The sequence below is a fragment of the Geodermatophilus sp. SYSU D01119 genome (genome assembly GCF_054049975.1).
In genome coordinates, this window is the sequence record NZ_JBJGYL010000005.1 from 120,110 (window position 1) to 137,087 (window position 16,978).

Sequence of the window (16,978 nt, forward strand, 5' to 3'; positions counted from 1 at the left end):
TGCACGGCTCTGGGCGCGGCCGGAGGGTCAGGGGCGCAGGCGGAGGCCCTGACCCGGGCGGAGCTGCGCGCAGCGGTCGACGTCGGCGTCGTCGACGTATCCGGCCACCGGGTAGCCGCCGGTGACCGGGGCGTCGGCGAGGAAGAGCACCGGCTGCCCGGCCGGCGGCACCTGCACGGCGCCCCGCACCAGCCCCTCGCTGGGCAGCTCCGCCTCGACCGCGCGCTCCAGGGCCGGGCCGGCCAGCCGCAGCCCCACCCGGTTGCTCTCGCTGGTCACCGTCCAGGCCGCGGCGCCGAGCGCGGCCCGGGCGCCCGCGGTCAGCCAGTCCGACCGCGGGCCGGGCAGCAGCCGGACGGTCACCTCACCGCCCGGCGGGTCGGACACCGGGGCGAGGTCGACGCCGGGGAACGGGCCGGCGTCCCCGCCCACCGGCAGTGCGTCGCCGGCGCGCAGGGGCGCGGGGCCGAGGCCCGCCAGCACGTCGGTGGACCGGGACCCGAGCACCGGGGCGACGGCGATCCCGCCGCGGACGGCGAGGTAGGTGCGCAGCCCGGTGGCCGGGCTGCCGAGCGCGAGCGTCGCCCCGGCGCGCAGCAGGCCCGGGGCGGCGTGCACCGGGCTGCCCGGGCAGCGCGCGCCCGTGGTGACGACGAGCAGGTCGGCCTCCGCGCGCACGGCGAGCCCGCCGAGGGTCGCCTCGAGCACCGCCGCGCCCGGCTCGTTGCCCACCAGCCGGTTCGCCAGCGCCGCCGCGGCCCGGTCGGCGGCCCCCGACCGGCCGACGCCGATGCCCGCCAGCCCGGGCCGGCCGCGGTCCTGCACCGTGGCGAGCGGCCCGGGCGCCAGCACGGTCAGCACGGCACGAACCGCACCCGCACGCCCGGCCGCAGCAGCGCGGCGGGGTCGCGGGCCAGGTCGAACACCGCGACGTCGGTGCGCCCGACCAGCTGCCAGCCGCCCGGGGACTCCCGCGGGTAGACGCCGGTGAAGCCGCCGGCCAGCGCCACCGACCCGGCCGGCACCCGGGTACGGGGCGTCGCGCGGCGCGGCACGTCCCAGCCGCCGCCGGCCGGGGTGAGGTAGCCGAAGCCGGGCGCGAACCCGGAGAACGCGACGGTCCACTCCGTGCCGGCGTGCCGCGTCACGACCTCCTCCGGCGCCACGCCCAGGTGCGCGGCGACGTCGGCGAGGTCCGCCCCGTCGTAGACGACCGGCAGCTCGACCAGGCCCGCGTCGGCGCGGCCGTCGGGCCGCGGCGTCACCCGCCGTAGCGCCGCCTCGACGGCGTCGAGAGAGGTCACCTCGGGGTCCACGACCAGCAGCACCGTGCGCGCCGCCGGCACCAGGTCGACGACGCCGGGCGGCCGGTCGGCCTCCAGCGCCGCGTGCAGGGCGAGCACCGCATCGAGGTCGGCGACCTCGACGAGCAGTGCGGCCGACCCGCTGGGCAGCACCCGCATCACGCGGCGAAGGGTGCGAGGTCGACCCCCGCGTCGGTGAGGGCCGACCGCACCCGGCGGGCGATGTCCACCGCGCCCGGGGTGTCACCGTGCACGCAGATCGAGTCCGGCGCGAGCCGCAGGAGGCCGCCGTCGACGTCGGGGATCTCCCGCCCGGTCGCCATGGCCACGCAGCGGTGGGCGATCTCGCCGGCGTCGTGCAGGACCGCGCCGGGTAGCCGCCGGGACACCAGCGTCCCCTCCGGCGTGTACGCCCGGTCGGCGAAGGCCTCCGCCACCGTGGGCAGTCCCGCCTCGGCCGCCTGACGCAGGAACGCCGAGCCGGGCAGACCCAGCACCGGCAGCGTGCGGTCGTACTCGACGACGGCGCGCACCACCGCCGCGGCCTGCTCCTCGTGGGCGACGATCGCGTTGTACAGCGCGCCGTGCGGCTTGACGTAGCGGACGCGGCTGCCGGCCACCCGGGCGAACGCCTCCAGTGCGCCCACCTGGTAGAGCACGTCCTGGGTGAGCGCGTCGGGCTCGACGTCGACGAACCGGCGGCCGAAGCCGGCGAGGTCGCGGTAGCCCACCTGTGCGCCGATCGCGACACCGGCGGCCGCGGCCCGGTCGCACACCCGGCGCAGGATCACCGGGTCCCCGGCGTGGAAGCCGCAGGCGACGTTGGCGCTGGTGACCACGCCGAGCAGGGCGTCGTCGTTCCCGAGCGTCCACTGGCCGAAGCCCTCGCCCAGGTCGGAGTTGAGGTCGATGGAGACGGAGGACACGGGCCGATCCTGCTCAGCCGAACAGGTCGAGGACCGGGCGGACGGAGTTGACCGCGAGGTAGAGGGTGCCGAGCCACGCGACCCAGCCGACGACCAGCAGCCAACGCGGGTAGCGGTAGCCGCCGAGCAGGTCGGTGCGCCGGGTGGCCACCCAGAGCAGCACGGCGATGCCGATGGGCAGCAGCAGGCCGTTGAAGGCGCCGGCGAACACGAGCAGCGTCGTGGGCGCGGTCCCCGCCAGCAGGAACGCCAGCGTGGTGACGGCGATGAAGCCGACGACCAGGAGGGTGCGGGTGCGGTCGGAGGTGCGGGTCCGGGAGGTCACGAACGACACCGACGTGTACGAGGCGCCGATGACGCTGGTGATCGACGCCGCCCACAGCACCACGCCGAACACCCGCAGGCCCACCTCCCCGGCGGCGACCTCGAAGGCCGAGGCGGCCTGGTTCTCCGGGTCCAGCGCCGCCCCGCCGGCCACGACGCCGAGGATGGCGAGGAAGAGGACGACCCGCATGATGCCGGTGACGATGATCCCGGTCACCGAGCCGCGGGTGATGTCGCGGACGTGAGCGGGGCCGGTGACGCCGGAGTCGAGCAGCCGGTGGGCGCCGGCGTAGACGATGTAGCCGCCGATCGTGCCGCCGACCAGCGTGGTGATCGCGAGGACGTCGACCTGCTCGGGCAGCACCACGTTGCGCAGCGCCGTCCCCACCGGCGGACCGGAGGTGACCGCGATGTAGGCGGTCAGCAGGATCATCGCCAGGCCGAGCACGACGACGATCCGGTCGACGGCGACGCCGGCGCGCCTGCTGAGGAAGACCCCGATCGCCACCAGCGCCGACAGCGCGCCCCCGATCCGGGGGTCGAGGCCGAACATCGCGTCGGTGCCCAGGCCCGAGCCGGCCACGTTGCCCACGTTGAACACCAGGCCGCCGACGACGAGCAGGCCGGCCATGAGCCAGCCCAGGCCGGGCAGGACGAGGTTGCCGAGTTCCTGCGCCCGCCGCCCGGAGACACCGACGACCCGCCAGACGTTCAGCTGCAGGGCGATGTCGATGACGATCGAGACGGCGATCGCGAAGGCGAACGCGGCGCCCAGCTGGACGGTGAACGCCGTCGTCTGGGTGATGAACCCGGGGCCGATGGCCGAGGTGGCCATGAGGAACATCGCGCCCAGGACGGTCGAGCGGGTGCTCGCCGACATGCGCCCGCCGGGCGGCGGCGCGGTGGCGGTGGGGGCGGGCCGGTCGGCCGGGTGCGACATCGGCGCTCCAGGGAGGGGTCGGCGCGCGTCCGGGCGGCGGGTCCTGCTGCCCGCCGGTGCGGACGCTAGCCACGCTCCTGGGCGGCGGCAACGGGGGATGGCCGGCCGGGTGCCGGGCCGCGCTGGGCGAGGACGACGCTGCCCAGCGCCAGCGCCACGCCCGCCAGCTGCACCGGCCCGAGCGCCTGCCCGAGCAGCGCCCAGCCGGCGGCCGCGGCGACCACGGGGGAGAGGAGACCGAGGAAGCTCACCCGGTCGGCGGGCAGCAGGCCGATCCCGCGCAACCACAGCACGTAGGCCAGCGCCGTGTTGACGACGGCCAGGTACAGGAAGCCGCCGACCTGACCGGCGGTGACCGTGGCCGGCAGCCCCTCGAGCACCAGCGCCACGGGGACCAGCAGGACGCCGCCGGCGGTGAGCTGCCAGCCGGTGAACGCCAGGACCGGGACCGGCCGGCCCCAGCGCTTGGTGAGGACCACCCCGGTGCCCATGCACGCGGTGGCGGCGAGCCCGGCGACGACGCCGACCGCGTCGAGGCGGGCGGCGTCGGTGAGCACGACGAGCGCGACCCCGGCCACGCCCGCCCCGCCGAGGACGAGCGTGCGCGCCCGCAGCGGCGTGCCGAGCAGCGGCAGCGCGAGCAGGGCCACCACGAGGGGCTGGACGGCACCGAGGACGGCGGCCACGCCGCCGGGCAGGCGGTACGCGGCGACGAACAGCAGCGCGAAGAAGGCGCCGATGTTCAGGGTGCCGAGCACCGCCGCCTTCCACCACCAGGTGCCGCGGGGCAGCACCCGGCCGGCCGCCACGAGGAGCAGGCCGGCGGGGAGCGCTCGCACGGTGGCGGCCAGCAGCGGGCGGTCCGGCGGCAGCCACTCGGTGGTGACGACGTAGGTGGTCCCCCAGGTCACCGGGGCGACGGCGGTGAGCGCGGTGAGCAGCCGGACGGCCGGGACCGCGCGCGGGCGCGCCGGGGCGGGGAGTGCCGGAGGCGGTGCGGTGGTGACCACGACGGTCCTCTATCCCTCGACGGCATCATTCTTGATGTCAAGATACTCGGAACCGAGAATCTGTCCACCGTGGGACGTGCGAGGATCAGGGCATGGCGGAACCGGACGGCGTGGACGAGATCGTCGGGCAGTGGGCGCGCGAACGTCCCGACCTCGACACCACGGCGATGGCCGTCTTCGGCCGCGTCTACCGCACCGCCCGGCTCGTGGGGGACGCACAGGAGCGCTGCTACGCGCGGTTCGGCATCACCCGGGCGGACTTCGACGTCCTCGCCACCCTGCGCCGGGCCGGCGGGGACGACGGCCTCTCGCCCGGCAGGCTCACCGGCGCGCTGATGCTCACCAGTGGCGGGATGACCAGCCGGCTCGACCGGCTGGAACGGGCCGGGCACCTCGTGCGCACGCCGGACCCGGCCGACCGGCGGGCGCTGCTGGTCCGGCTCACCGACTCCGGCCGGGCGCTGGTCGACGAGGCCGTCACCGCCGGGCTGGCCGAACAGCAGCGGCTGCTCGCCGGGATGTCACCGGCCGCCGTGCGGCGGCTCGACGACCTGCTCCGGGAGCTGCTGGCCTCCGTCGAGGAGCGCGCTGCCGACTGAGGCGACGGTCAGCGGGCGGTGGTCTCCGCCCGGGCGGCGGCGCGGACCCGCGAGTGCCGGTAGCCGTACACCGCGTAGACGACCATCCCGAGGGCCAGCCAGGCGAGGAAGCGCAGCCAGGTCTCGATGCTGAGGTTGAGCATCAGGTACAGGCAGGCCAGCGCCGCGAGGGCGGGCACCACCGGCGAGAACGGCACGCGGAACGGCCGCGGCAGCTCCGGCCGGGTGCGGCGCAGCACCGGCACGGCGACCGCCACGAGCAGGAACGCGAACAGCGTCCCGATGCTCACCAGGTCGGCGAGCGTGCCCAGCGGCACGAACGTGGCCAGCACGAGGACGAGGACGGCGAACAGCAGCGTCACCCGGGCCGGGACGCCGGAGCGCGGGCTGATCCGGGCCACCGACGGCGGCAGCAGGCCGTCGCGGCCCATGGCGAAGCCGATCCGGCCGATGGTGATCAGGTCGACCAGGATCACCGACGTCAGGCCGGCCACGGCCGCGATGGACACCAGCGACGACGCCCAGCCGAGCCCGACCTGGTCGAACGCGTCGGCGATCGGGGCGCCCTCGTCGATGTCGGTGTACTGCACCATCCCGACCACCACGAAGGCGACGCCGACGTAGAGCGCCGTGGCGAGGCCCAGCGTGCCGAGCAGGCCCAGCGGCACGTCGCGGGCGGGGCGGCGGGTCTCCTCCGAGAGGTTGGCCACCGCCTCGAAGCCGGTGTAGGCGAAGAAGACGACGGCCGCCGCGGTGACCACCCCGCCGACGCCGAAGGCCACCGGCTCGAGCCCGGCGATCGCCTCGATGAGCGGCCGGGTCAGGCCGCTGCCGCCCTCGGCCGGCTCCGACGGCGGCACGAACGGGCTGAGGTTGTCGCCGAGCACGAACCAGGCGCCCACCCCGATGACGAACACGCAGACGGCGACCTTGACCACGACCAGCAGCGCGGTGACCCGCGCCGACTCGCGGATGCCGAGCACCGCCACCAGCGTGAGCACGACGACGACCGCCGCCGCGCCGAGGTTGACCGTGGAGGTCTCGCCGAACAGCGACGGCGGCAGGTCGAACAGGTTGCCGACGTAGCCCGACCAGCCGCGCGCCACCACCGCCGCGCCGAGGGCGAACTCGAGGAACAGGTCCCAGCCGATGATCCAGGCGACGACCTCGCCGGCGGTGGCGTACGTGTAGGTGTACGCGCTGCCCGCCGTCGGCACGGCGGAGGCGAGCTCGGCGTAGCAGACGGCGGCCAGCAGGGCGACCAGCCCGGCGAGGGCGAAGGAGACGACGACGGCCGGCCCGGCGGTGTTCTTCGCCGTCACGCCGGTGAGCGTGAAGATGCCCGTGCCGATGACGATGCCGATGCCGAACCCGACGAGGTGCCGCGCCGACAGCCGCTTGCGCAGGTGCCCCGCGCCGGGCGCGCCGTCGGCCCCCTCGCCGGCGCCGTCCCCCTCGCCCGCGTCCGCGCGGACGGCCTCCACCGACTTCGTCCGGAACAGGTCCACGCGGGGACGCTAGGTCGGCTCGCGCGTCCCCGCTCGGTGACGCCGGGGTCAGACCTCCTCGACCGGGAAGCTCCGCGACGGCGACACGAACTCGTCCTGCGCGGCGACCAGCAGGATCTCCCGGGAGCCCGCCTCCTCGGTGCGCCGCAGCAGCCCCCACACGCTGGCCGCGGCCCGGCCCAGCGCCTCGCCGGCCGAGCGGGTGTCGAGCCAGTGCGCGAGGAACAGCGCCGCGATCGCGTCGCCGGCGCCGTTGACCGACACCGACAGCCGCGGGGTGCGCACCCGGAAGTGCCGGCCGCCCTCGGAGGCGAGCAGGTCGACCGAGTCCTCCGGGGTGTCCTCGGCGACCAGCGAGGTGGTCAGCACCACCCGCGGGCCGAGCGCCTGCACCGCGGCCACCGCCTCCTTCACCGAGCCCAGCGAGCGCGTCGTCATCTGCGCGAGCAGGTCGAGCTCGTAGTGGTTGGGCGTCACCAGGTCCGCCGCGGGGACGGCGACCTCGCGCATGAGCTCCTCGATGCCGGGCCGCACGAACACGCCGCGGCCGACGTCGCCGATCACCGGGTCGCAGCAGTAGACGGCGTCGGGGTTGGCCGCCCGCACCCGGCCGACGGTGCCGACGACGGCGTGGCCGATGTCGGCCGAGCCGAGGTAGCCGGACAGGACGGCGTCGGCGGTGCCGAGCACGCCCCGGTCGGCGATGCCGTCGACGACCTCCTCGACCGCCTGCCCGTCGAACACCCGCCCCGTCCACGCCCCGTAGCCGGTGTGGTTGGAGAACTGGACGGTGTGCACCGGCCACACCTCGACCCCGAGGCGCTGCAGCGGGAAGACGGCCGAGGAGTTGCCCACGTGCCCGTAGGCCACGTGCGACTGGATCGAGAGGACGTTCACCACGGGGCGTCACGGTGCCATGCGCCCCGGACGCGGTCAGCCGAGGGTGGCCAGCAGGTCGCGGCAGGCCTGCTCGCACCGGCGGCAGGCCTCGGCGCAGACGCGGCAGTGCTCGTGCATCTCCGCGTGCGAGGCGCACTCGTCGCCGCAGGCGCGGCAGGCGGCGGCGCAGGCCTCGAGGACGGCGCGCGTCAGGTCGGCGTCGTAGCCGGTGTGCCGGGACAGCACCCGGCCGGTGGCCTCGCAGACGTCGGCGCAGTCGAGGTCCGTGCGGATGCACGTCGTCAGCTCGGCGACCATGTCCTCGCTCAGACACGCGTCGGCGCACGCCGTGCACGCCTGCGCGCACTCCAGGCAGGCGTCGATGCAGGCGACCAGGCGCTCGCGGTCGGTGCCGCCCAGGTCGGCGGGGTGGGAGGCGAGCATGCGCTCGGTCAGGGTCACGGGGTGCTCCGTCCGGTCGGTCGGGTCCGGGCGGCGGGCGCCGTCCCGGGCATCTGCCCGCCCGCGCCCGAGGCTCGGTCCTGCCAGGCGACGACGAGCGCGTGCGGGAGCGTGAGGGCCGCCAGCAGCGGCAGCAGGGTCACGAGCAGGCCGGTCCAGCCGTCGGTGGCCGACCACAGCAGCGCGAGGACGGCGAGGACGGCGGCCGTGGGCGGCGCCGCGGCCGCGGCGAACCGGCGCAGCGGGCGGGCCGGGCGTCCGGCGGCGAGGTCGGCCGTGGTCGCGGGATCCCCGGCCACCACCCGCGCCACGTGCCGCACCGCGTGCCAGCAGCCGAACCAGACGCCGAAGGCGGCGAACGGCGGCACGACGAGCACGAGCACGAGCAGGGCGCCGACCTCGGCGGCCTCCAGCCAGCGGCCCGACAGCAGGCGCTCGGCCGCCAGCGCGGCGGCGGCCGGGAGCACCGTGACCAGCACGGCGGTGGCCACGGCCGGCGGCAGCAGCCCGTCCCAGCCGGGGACGACCGCGGACACCACCGGCGCGGCCTCCTCCTGCCCGCGCACCAGCGGCACCAGCAGGACCAGGGCGCCGAGCACCGCCGACGCCGTGACCTGCCGCTGCACCGGGCGCCCGGCGCGCAGGTCGGCGAAGGCGGTCTCGCCGGTGCCGAAGTGCCAGGCGGACACGAGGACGAACACCAGCAGCGCCGGTCCCGGGAAGGCCCGGAACGCCAGCCAGCCGGCGAGTGCCAGGACGGCGTAGCCGACGGCGAACAGCGCCGTCCGTCGCAGTGGCCAGTGCAGCCGGCGGGCCGGGAGGGTGTGGTCGGCGGCGCCGTGCGGCAGGCCGAGCAGCAGGCCCGCGACCAGCAGTACCCAGGCCAGGTCGCCCCAGCCGACGGCCAGCTCGACGGCGACCACCGCGACGGCGGTACCGAGCGAGACCGCCGTCGCAGCCCGGACCGGACCCGGGACGGGGCCGGCAGGCAGGGACCGCGCGTCGATCAAGAACACGTCACTCCCGCTCGGACGCCGTCCGCGTCGCGCCCGCTCGGGGCGCGGGGTGGTCGTGGTGGTCGGGGTGGTCGGGGTGGTCGGGGTGGTCGTGGTGGTCGTGGTCGCGATCGTGCTCGTCGTGCCCGGGACGGTGCTCGCCGCGGAGGGCGGCCGCGGCCGACGGTCCGACCCGGCCGAGCTCGGGCAGCACGCCGTCGCTCTCGTGCACGTTGCTCACCCACACCGGCTCGGGATGGGTGTCCTCGCCGGCGCGCACGTCCTCGGCGGTGCGCAGCAGGGCCACCTTGTGGACCAGGAGGCCGAAGCCGACCTTGGCGACGACGTCGGCGGCGGAGTACGCGACCTGCATGGTGGTCGACCAGGCGGGCGTGACGTCGGCGAGGACCGGGATCGCGTAGACGAGCGGGTACACGCCGAAGCTGCCCAGCAGCACGATCGTGGCGTTGCGCAGGCTGACGGCCGCCGCCCGGCCCATGTGCGGCAGCGACGCCCGGACCGCGCCGATCAGCGCGACGTAGAGGTAGACGAAGAACGCGGTGCTGACGAGCCCCCACACGACGAGCGCGGTGCGGTCGCGGCCGTCGGCGACCAGCTGGGAGCCGACGTAGCCGGTGGCGATCATGAGGAAGGCGGCGGCCATCGTGCTGGCCCGCAGGTTCCGCGCCCGGGCGCCGGCGAGGGAGCAGACGGCGAGCAGCTCGACGGTGAGCAGCGGGACGGTGACCGCCCAGTCGGGATAGCGCGTCGAGCCGGTGAACCGCGCCTCCTCGTTCGGCACGTACACGCCGTCGGTGAGCGTGAAGCCGCTGTCCCACTTGAGGAACAGCACCAGGTAGCTCACCGTGGCGACCGCCGCCAGGCAGAGGCCCGCGTGGATGGCCGGCCGGTACCGCCGCCCCACCTCGTTCCTGCTGGCCAGGTTGTAGAGGAGGTAGGCGAACAGGCTGAACCCCGCGGCCATCAGCGCGAAGTGCACCAGGTCGTACTGGCCCGGCGTCAGTGTCTGCAGTTCGGGGGACGGCGTGTCGACCACGTCCACGGGGACTCCTGCGGGCGTCGGGGGGCCCGGCCGGGGCCGGAGGGGCTGCTGCTCGACCCCGTGGCAGCGCTACCCGGGCATGCACCACCGAACCGGGCGACGCGTCCTCGCCTCAGTGGTGGCGGGCGGCCCGCCCGAGCACCCGGCAGCCGTCCGGCAGCGGCGGGGAGCGGTGCCCCGCGGCATCGGTGGACTCGTGGGCGCGGTCGTCGCCGCCGCAGCGGTGGATCGCACTGCGGGGGATGACTCGGCCGGGCCGGGAGACCTGCGGCCCGTCGGTGCTCACGCTCCGGCTCCTGGGGGCCGGCCGGCCGATGAGCCGGGGCTCGCCACGCGGACGTCCTCGCGGACGCTGGCCACGGTCCGCTCCGGCAGCAGCGACCCGACCTGCCGCAGCTCCTCGCGCGCCGTGGCCGCCAGAGCGGCTGCGCCCCCGCCGTAGAGCAGGGTGGCCAGCGCGGCTGCGGCCGGTGGGGACAGACGGCGCTCGAGCAGCCGCACCAGCAGCGCGCTCGACGTACCGACGGCCAGGACGCCGAGGCCGGCCGCGCCACCCAGCAGCGCGCCGGCCCGCCCGGCGCGCCGCGCCTTGGCCGTGAGCTCGGCACGGGCCTGTGCGAGTTCGTCGCGCACCAGGGTCGTGACGTCGTCGGTCAGCGACTGGAGGAGGTCGGCGGTCGACGCGCCCGCGGGCGGGGTGTTCTCGGTCATCGGTCCTCGCAGTGGCGGTGGGCCGGGGCCGGGACCGGCCCACGGCAGCGGGCTACCCCCGCAGCCGCCGGCCAACCGGGCTACGGGAGCAGCGGAGCCGGTGGGTCGACCGGGTTTCGGGACCTGTTCCGGCGGAGAGGCCCCGGAGGGGGACCGACCGACGGAGGACACGATGGCGCGGATCGACCGGATCGCCGAACCGTGGGGCACGCGGACCCCGTACGGGCCGGGGGAGGAGTGGCCGACGCGGGTGGACCAGCACCTCGCCGACGGGGTCGGCGAGGACGACGTCGACCGGTGGGTGCAGGCGGCGTCGATCCTGCACAGCAACGGCGACGCGATGGACGTCGCGGTCAAGGACGGCCGCATCGTCGGCGTCCGGGGCCGGGCGGTCGACCGGGTCAACCGCGGCCGCCTCGACCCCAAGGACCTCTACGGCTGGCAGGCGAACGGCGCGCGTGAGCGCCTGACCCGCCCGCTGGTGCGCCGGAACGGCCGGCTCGTCGAGACCGACTGGGACACCGCCATGGACCTCGTCGTCCGGCGCACCCGGGAGCTCCTCGACGAGCGGGGGCCGGGGTCGATCGGCTTCTACAACACCGGTCAGCTGTTCCTCGAGGACTACTACACGCTCGGCCTGATCGCGCACGGCGGCATCGGGACCATCCACGTCGACGGCAACACGCGGCTGTGCACCGCGACGGCGGCCGCCGCGCTCAAGGAGTCCTTCGCCAGCGACGGCCAGCCCGGCTCCTACGCCGACATCGACTCCGCCGACGTCATCTGCCTGTACGGGCACAACATGGCCGAGACCCAGGTGGTCACCTGGACGCGGGTGCTGGACCGGCTGGCCGGCCCGAACCCGCCGCGGGTCGTCTGCGTCGACCCCCGGGAGACGCCGGTGGCGCGGGCGGCGACCGTCCACCTCGCCCCCCGGCCGGGGACCAACGTCGCCCTGATGAACGGCCTGCTGCACGAGATCGTCCGCAACGGGTGGATCGACCGGGAGTACCTCGACGCCCACGTCGTCGGCTTCGACGAGCTGCGGGAGCGGGTGGCGGAGTACCCGCCGGAGGTCGCCGGCCGGATCTGCGACGTCCCGGCGGAGCGGATCCGCGAGGCCGCCCGCGTCATCGGCACCGCCGAGCGGCTGCTGTCGACGGTGCTGCAGGGGTTCTACCAGTCCCACCAGGCCACCGCGGCCGCCGTCCAGGTCAACAACGTGCACCTGGTGCGCGGCATGCTCGGCCGCCCCGGCTGCGGGATCCTGCAGATGAACGGCCAGCCGACCGCGGAGAACACCCGCGAGGCCGGCGCCGACGGTGACCTCCCGGCGTTCCGCAACTGGTCCAACGACGCGCACGTCGAGGACCTGGCCCGCATCTGGAACGTCGACCCGGCGCACATCCCGCACTACGCCCCGCCGACCCACGTCATGCAGCAGCTCCGGTACCTCGAGGAGGGCTCGATCCGGATGTTCTGGGTCATCTGCACCAACCCGGCGGTGTCCCTGCCCGAGCTGGCCCGCATCCGGTCGATCCTGTCCCAGGAGCGGCTGTTCCTGGTCGTGCAGGACATCTTCCTGACCGAGACCGCGCAGCTGGCCGACGTCGTCCTCCCCGCCGCCACCTGGGGGGAGAAGACCGGCACCTTCACCAACGCCGACCGCACGGTGCACCTGACGGAGAAGGCCGTCGACCCGCCCGGCGAGGCGCGGCCGGACATGGACATCCTCATCGACTTCGCGAACCGGCTCGGGCTGCAGGACAAGGACGGCGCCCCGCTGGTGACGTGGTCCGACTACGAGGGCGCCTTCGAGGCGTGGAAGGAGTGCAGCCGCGGCCGGCCCTGCGACTACACCGGCATCACCTACGACAAGCTGCGCGGCGGCAGCGGCATCCAGTGGCCCTGCACCGACGAGGCGCCGGAGGGCACCGAGCGGCTCTACGCGGACGGGCGGTTCTTCGCCGACCCGGAGTACTGCGAGAGCTACGGCCGCGACCTGCTCACCGGCGCCCCGCTCGAGCCCGACGAGTACCGGTCGATGAACCCCTCGGGCAAGGCGGTCATCAAGGCCGCGGAGTACCTCCCGCCGCACGAGGAGCCCAGCGCCGAGTACCCGTTCGCGCTCATCACCGGCCGCACGCTCTACCAGTTCCACACCCGCACCAAGACCGGCCGCGCGCCCCAGCTGCAGGCCGCCGCCCGGGAGGTGTGGGTGGAGATGTCCCCCGGCGACGCCGACCGGCTGCGGGCGCGGGAGGGCGACCTGCTCGAGGTCACGACGCCGCGCGGGCGGGTGCGGGCCCGGCTGCGGATCAGCGGCATCCGCGACGGCGTCGTCTTCCTGCCCTTCCACTACGGCTACTGGGACGCGCCCGGCCGCCGGGGGCGGGCGGCCAACGAGCTCACGCTGACCGACTGGGACGCCGCCTCCAAGCAGCCGATCTTCAAGACGGCGGCCGCCCGGGTGCGCCGGGTGCGCTGGTCGCGGCGCGGCCGGTCCGCGGCGCCCACCACCACCGCCTCCGCGCCCGCCCGCGGCGGCGTCCCGCCGACCCGCGGCGGACCCGCCGCCGAGGTGCAGGAGACCCTGCCGACCGCGGGAGGTCCGCGGTGAACCTCGGCCTGGCACTGGAGGAGCTGCACCGCTCGGAGAACCACCTCGCGCACCAGCTGCTGGCCGTCGCCGAGCGGCACAAGGCCGACCACGAGCTGTTCCACCTCGGCCGCGACCTGGCCCGCTGGTCGCAGGACCACGTGCGCCGGCTCGCGCCCTTCGGCCCGCGCTACGGCGTCGACCTCGACCCCGAGCCCGCCGGCGAGACGCGGCTGGTCGCGCGGCTGTACGAGGCGGTCAGCGACCGCCTCGGGCGACGGTCCGCCCCGGCCCTGCTCCTGCTGCGCGACCTGCGCAGCCTCCACCTCGCGGCCGTCGGCGTGTCCGTCGACTGGGAGATGGTCGCCCAGGCGGCGCAGGGCCTCGAGGACACCGAGCTGCTCGCCCTCGCGCGGCGGTGCCACCCGGAGAACCTCCGCCAGGCCCGCTGGGCCAACAGCCGCATCAAGGAGTCCGCGACGCAGGTCCTGGTGACGGGATGAGCGAGGCCGGCACGCGCGTCGTCCTCCGCCCGGTCGCCACCCCGCTCCCGCTCGGCTTCCCCGCCCTGGCGCTGGCGACGACGGCCCTCGCCGCCGTGCAGCTCGGCTGGGTGCCGCCCCCCGGGGGCCGGGTCGCCGCGCTCACCGCGCTGGCGGCCACCGTGCCGCTGCAGCTGCTGGCGTCGGTGGTCGGCTTCCCGGCCCGCGACCCCGTGGCCGCCACCGGCACGGGCGTCCTCGCCGGCACCTGGGGCGTCGTGGGGCTGACCACGTACACCTCGCCGCCCGGTGCGGTCAGCGCGCCGGGCTCGGCGTCCTGCTGCTGACCTCGGCCGTCGCCATGGCGGTCCCCGCGGTCCCGGCGAGCGCCAAGCTGGTCCCGGCCGCGGTCACGGGCCTCGCCGGCGTCCGGTTCGCCGTCACGGGGGCCCACGAGCTGACCGGCTCGCCGTCCTGGCAGTCGGCGGCCGGCTGGATCGGGCTCGCGCTCGGGGGCCTGGCGGTCTACGCCGCGCTGGCGCTCGAGCTCGAGGGGTCGCACGGCCGCACCGTGCTGCCGCTCGGTCGCCGGGGTCCGGCCCGGGCCGCCGTCGGGCCGCCCGGGGTGGCGGGGGAGCCGGGGGTGCGGCCGCAGCTGTGATCAGGCCGCGGCGCCGCCCAGCGGGCCGGGGGCGGCGGACTCGGCCACCCAGCCGGGCACGCTCGCCTGCCACTGCGGGCGCTCGTCCGGGGAGACGGCGCGCAGGATGCGGTGCCAGGTGAGCGCCCGCGCGAGCGGTGCGACCCGGAGCGCCAGGCCGGCCAGCTCGCGGAGCACCGCCGCCTCGGCGAACGCCCGCCACGGCCCGAGGTAGGCGTCGCGCAGCCGCAGCAGCGCCGGGGAGCCCGGCGGCAGGCCGAGCGCCGCGGCGGCTCCGCGCAGCGGCACGAGCAGGGTGAGGAACGGGTGCGCCACCGAGGCGTCGCCCCAGTCGAAGAAGCGGAACCCGTCGCCGGTGACGAAGACGTTGCCGTCGTGCAGGTCGTCGTGCTGCACCGACGCCGGCACCGGCCCGGCGGCCAGCGCCCGGCACAACTCGGCGTACGCGCCCATCGAGCCGCGCAGCCGCTCGCGCACGGCGGGGTCGAGGCCGTCGGGGGTGCCGGTGAGCAGTGCGTCGTCGTCGGCCAGCAGGCCGGCGGCGAGGTCCGGCAGCCGCTCCGGGCGGAGGTCGGGGACGCCGAGCGCCACCATCTCGTCCGCGCGCGCCGCGACCTCCACCTGCAGGCGGGCGTGGTCGGCCAGCAGCGCCTCCCACGCGCCGGCGTCGACGCCGCGGCCGCTCGCCCGCAGCGTCGTCCCGCCGTCGGGCAGGAGCAGCAGGCGGCGGCCGGCGTCGACGGCGAGCGGCACCAGCACCCGGCCGGGCGCCCAGCCGCCCAGGGCCGCGGCCAGCGGCGGCTCCTGCGCCGAGCCCGCGCCGACCGACTTCAGCCAGACCACCCCGCCGTCGGTGGGGATGCGGACCGCCGTCGACCAGGCGCGCACGTGCACCTGCTCGGGCGGGCCGGTGACGGTGCGCCCGAGCCCCGCGAGGCACTGGCGGGCCCACGCGAGGGCGGGGTCGAGCCACGCCGGGTCCCGCCAGGTGGCGGCCCCGGTGAGGTCCGGCGCGTGGGAGTCCACGCGCCGGACGCTAGGGCACCGTCAGCTCGGGTGGAGCGCCCTGCTCCCTAGGCGCTCGGGTCCAGCGCGACCTTGGTCCAGCCGCTCTCGCGCCGGTCGAACGTCTCGTAGGCGTCGAGGACCGAGGGCATGTCGCCGACCTGGGTGAGCACGGTCGACGGGTCGATCGCGCCGGTGCGCACCAGGTCGAGCAGGTGCGGCACGTAGCGCCGGTGGTTGCAGTTGCCCATCTTCACGGTCAGGTTCTCGTTCATGGCCGCGCCGGTCGGGAACGACGTCATGTCCGGCGGGTAGACGCCGATGACGCCGATCGTCCCGGCCTTGGCCACCGCCTCGACCGCCCACTGCAGCGACTGGCTGGGGGCGTCGCCGGGCACGTACGTGTCCCCGTGCGGGTGCTGTTCCGGCGCCACCTGCGAGCGCTCCTGCTCGAACCGCTCCGCCTGCTGCCGCGCGGCCTCCGCCGCCGGCCCGCGCTTCGGCCGCTGCGCGTCCACGCCGACGGCGTCGATCACGCGGTCCACACCGGTGCCGCCGGTCAGCTCCTGCACCACGGCGACCGGGTCCTCGGCGTCGAAGTCGATGACCTCCGCGCCGCGGCCGCGGGCCTGCTCCAGCCGGCTCGCGACGCCGTCGACCAGCAACACCCGCCCGGCACCCTGCTGGAAGGCGCTGGTGACCGCGAACTGCCCGACCGGGCCGGCGCCGAGCACGAGCACGGTGTCGCCGTCGCCCACCTCGGCCAGCCGGGCGCCGAACCAGGCGGTGGGGTAGATGTCGCTGAGCATGATCGCCGCGTCGTCGCCCACCTCCTCGGGCAGCCGGACCGGGCCGACGTTGGCGAACGGCACGCGGGCGTACTGCGCCTGCAGGCCGTCGACCGGGCCGGTGGTCTGCGGCCCGCCGAAGAAGCAGGTGCCCGCCGACGGGCCGTTGGGGTTGGCGTTGTCGCACTGCGCGTAGTAGCCGGCGCGGCAGTACGAGCAGTACCCGCAGCCGATCGTCGAGGGGATGACGACGCGGTCGCCCGGGCGCAGGTTGCGCACGCCGGGGCCGGTCTCGCGGACGACGCCGACGGCCTCGTGGCCGAGGACCGTGCCCTCGACCATCCCCGACATGGTCCCGCGCACGAAGTGCAGGTCGGTGCCGCAGATGGCGCTCGCGGTGATCTCGACGATCGCGTCCGTCGGGTCCTGGATGGTGGGGTCGGGCACCTCGTCGAGGCGGATGTCCCCGACGCCGTGCCACACGACTGCCTTCACGGGAGCTCCTCTCGGGGCGGTGGGTCAGCGCCCGGTGCGGTTGAACTCGTCGACCTCGTCGCTGCGTCCGAAGATCCCCGGGCTGCGGCGGGCGAGGTTCCCGTTCCGCTTCGTCCACCGGACGGTGTTGCCGATCCACACGCCGTAGACCGCGGCGATGGCGACGACCGCGACGACGATCCAGATCCAGGTCATGGGTGCTCCTCTCCTCGGGACCGAGGCAGGCC

The 16,978-nt window shown here is 76.1% G+C and carries 20 protein-coding genes; 5 read left to right on the forward strand and 15 right to left on the reverse strand.

Going from position 1 to position 16,978, the window contains the following annotated elements; translation table 11 throughout:
* Positions 1-27 precede the first annotated feature (27 nt).
* The 5 genes from ACI79X_RS05415 to ACI79X_RS05435 all read right to left on the reverse strand — a co-directional run bounded on the left by ACI79X_RS05415 (position 28) and on the right by ACI79X_RS05435 (position 4,504).
* The gene (locus tag ACI79X_RS05415; protein WP_457024398.1) at positions 28-861 is read right to left on the reverse strand and encodes a 5-oxoprolinase subunit C family protein; all 834 of its coding nucleotides are present in this window, start codon (positions 859-861) and stop codon (positions 28-30) included.
* Positions 855-1,463 (reverse strand): 5-oxoprolinase subunit PxpB, encoded by a 609-nt coding sequence (gene pxpB, locus ACI79X_RS05420; RefSeq protein WP_457024489.1) that lies wholly within the window; start codon positions 1,461-1,463, stop codon positions 855-857. The genes ACI79X_RS05415 and pxpB overlap by 7 nt, the downstream gene beginning before the upstream one ends.
* Entirely contained in the window at positions 1,463-2,230 is a 768-nt protein-coding gene (locus tag ACI79X_RS05425) for a LamB/YcsF family protein (RefSeq protein WP_457024399.1), read from the reverse strand. Before ACI79X_RS05425 ends, pxpB begins: the two co-directional genes overlap by 1 nt.
* Before the next feature lie 13 nt (positions 2,231-2,243).
* Positions 2,244-3,494, reverse strand: coding sequence for an NRAMP family divalent metal transporter (locus ACI79X_RS05430; RefSeq protein ID WP_457024400.1), 1,251 nt, complete (start codon positions 3,492-3,494; stop codon positions 2,244-2,246).
* A gap of 65 nt (positions 3,495-3,559) precedes the next feature.
* Entirely contained in the window at positions 3,560-4,504 is a 945-nt protein-coding gene (locus ACI79X_RS05435) for an EamA family transporter (protein ID WP_457024401.1), read from the reverse strand.
* Positions 4,505-4,596: 92 nt separating this feature from the next.
* Here ACI79X_RS05435 and ACI79X_RS05440 point away from each other — a divergent pair, with 92 nt between their 5' ends.
* Positions 4,597-5,103, forward strand: a complete 507-nt coding sequence (locus tag ACI79X_RS05440) for a MarR family winged helix-turn-helix transcriptional regulator (protein ID WP_457024402.1) — start codon at positions 4,597-4,599, stop codon at positions 5,101-5,103.
* Positions 5,104-5,111: 8 nt separating this feature from the next.
* Here the strand turns inward: ACI79X_RS05440 and ACI79X_RS05445 are convergent, their stop codons facing one another.
* From ACI79X_RS05445 to ACI79X_RS05475, 7 genes are all read right to left on the reverse strand, one after another.
* Entirely contained in the window at positions 5,112-6,611 is a 1,500-nt protein-coding gene (locus tag ACI79X_RS05445; protein WP_457024403.1) for an amino acid permease, read from the reverse strand.
* A gap of 48 nt (positions 6,612-6,659) precedes the next feature.
* Positions 6,660-7,511, reverse strand: a complete 852-nt coding sequence (pdxY, locus tag ACI79X_RS05450) for a pyridoxal kinase PdxY (protein WP_457024404.1) — start codon at positions 7,509-7,511, stop codon at positions 6,660-6,662.
* Positions 7,512-7,544: 33 nt separating this feature from the next.
* The gene (locus ACI79X_RS05455) at positions 7,545-7,952 is read right to left on the reverse strand and encodes a four-helix bundle copper-binding protein (RefSeq protein WP_457024405.1); all 408 of its coding nucleotides are present in this window, start codon (positions 7,950-7,952) and stop codon (positions 7,545-7,547) included.
* Positions 7,949-8,875, reverse strand: coding sequence for a Brp/Blh family beta-carotene 15,15'-dioxygenase (locus ACI79X_RS05460; protein ID WP_457024406.1), 927 nt, complete (start codon positions 8,873-8,875; stop codon positions 7,949-7,951). The genes ACI79X_RS05455 and ACI79X_RS05460 overlap by 4 nt, the downstream gene beginning before the upstream one ends.
* 94 nt (positions 8,876-8,969) lie before the next feature.
* Positions 8,970-10,010: a bacteriorhodopsin gene (locus ACI79X_RS05465; protein WP_457024407.1), complete on the reverse strand. Its 1,041-nt coding sequence runs from the start codon at positions 10,008-10,010 to the stop codon at positions 8,970-8,972.
* Between the two features lie 112 nt (positions 10,011-10,122).
* Positions 10,123-10,296: a hypothetical protein gene (locus ACI79X_RS05470; RefSeq protein WP_457024408.1), complete on the reverse strand. Its 174-nt coding sequence runs from the start codon at positions 10,294-10,296 to the stop codon at positions 10,123-10,125.
* Positions 10,293-10,721 (reverse strand): phage holin family protein, encoded by a 429-nt coding sequence (locus tag ACI79X_RS05475; protein WP_457024409.1) that lies wholly within the window; start codon positions 10,719-10,721, stop codon positions 10,293-10,295. Before ACI79X_RS05475 ends, ACI79X_RS05470 begins: the two co-directional genes overlap by 4 nt.
* Before the next feature lie 172 nt (positions 10,722-10,893).
* On the opposite strand from ACI79X_RS05475, the gene ACI79X_RS05480 reads away from it, so the two are divergent.
* The 4 genes from ACI79X_RS05480 to ACI79X_RS05495 are packed head-to-tail and all read left to right on the forward strand — an operon-like array spanning position 10,894 to position 14,463.
* Complete coding sequence (locus ACI79X_RS05480) at positions 10,894-13,341, forward strand: molybdopterin oxidoreductase family protein (protein ID WP_457024410.1); 2,448 nt, start codon at positions 10,894-10,896, stop codon at positions 13,339-13,341.
* The gene (locus ACI79X_RS05485; protein ID WP_457024411.1) at positions 13,338-13,823 is read left to right on the forward strand and encodes a hypothetical protein; all 486 of its coding nucleotides are present in this window, start codon (positions 13,338-13,340) and stop codon (positions 13,821-13,823) included. The genes ACI79X_RS05480 and ACI79X_RS05485 overlap by 4 nt, the downstream gene beginning before the upstream one ends.
* Positions 13,820-14,149, forward strand: coding sequence for a hypothetical protein (locus ACI79X_RS05490; RefSeq protein ID WP_457024412.1), 330 nt, complete (start codon positions 13,820-13,822; stop codon positions 14,147-14,149). The genes ACI79X_RS05485 and ACI79X_RS05490 overlap by 4 nt, the downstream gene beginning before the upstream one ends.
* Positions 14,150-14,163: 14 nt before the next feature.
* The gene (locus ACI79X_RS05495; protein ID WP_457024413.1) at positions 14,164-14,463 is read left to right on the forward strand and encodes a hypothetical protein; all 300 of its coding nucleotides are present in this window, start codon (positions 14,164-14,166) and stop codon (positions 14,461-14,463) included.
* Here the strand turns inward: ACI79X_RS05495 and ACI79X_RS05500 are convergent, their stop codons facing one another.
* Genes ACI79X_RS05500 through ACI79X_RS05510 form a run of 3 tightly spaced genes read right to left on the reverse strand, consistent with a single transcriptional unit; the run spans position 14,464 to position 16,946 of the window.
* Complete coding sequence (locus ACI79X_RS05500; protein WP_457024414.1) at positions 14,464-15,489, reverse strand: phosphotransferase; 1,026 nt, start codon at positions 15,487-15,489, stop codon at positions 14,464-14,466.
* Positions 15,490-15,536: 47 nt separating this feature from the next.
* Positions 15,537-16,751: a zinc-dependent alcohol dehydrogenase gene (locus ACI79X_RS05505; RefSeq protein ID WP_457024415.1), complete on the reverse strand. Its 1,215-nt coding sequence runs from the start codon at positions 16,749-16,751 to the stop codon at positions 15,537-15,539.
* A 24-nt stretch (positions 16,752-16,775) separates the two neighbouring features.
* The gene (locus tag ACI79X_RS05510) at positions 16,776-16,946 is read right to left on the reverse strand and encodes a hypothetical protein (RefSeq protein ID WP_457024416.1); all 171 of its coding nucleotides are present in this window, start codon (positions 16,944-16,946) and stop codon (positions 16,776-16,778) included.
* Positions 16,947-16,978 lie beyond the last annotated feature (32 nt).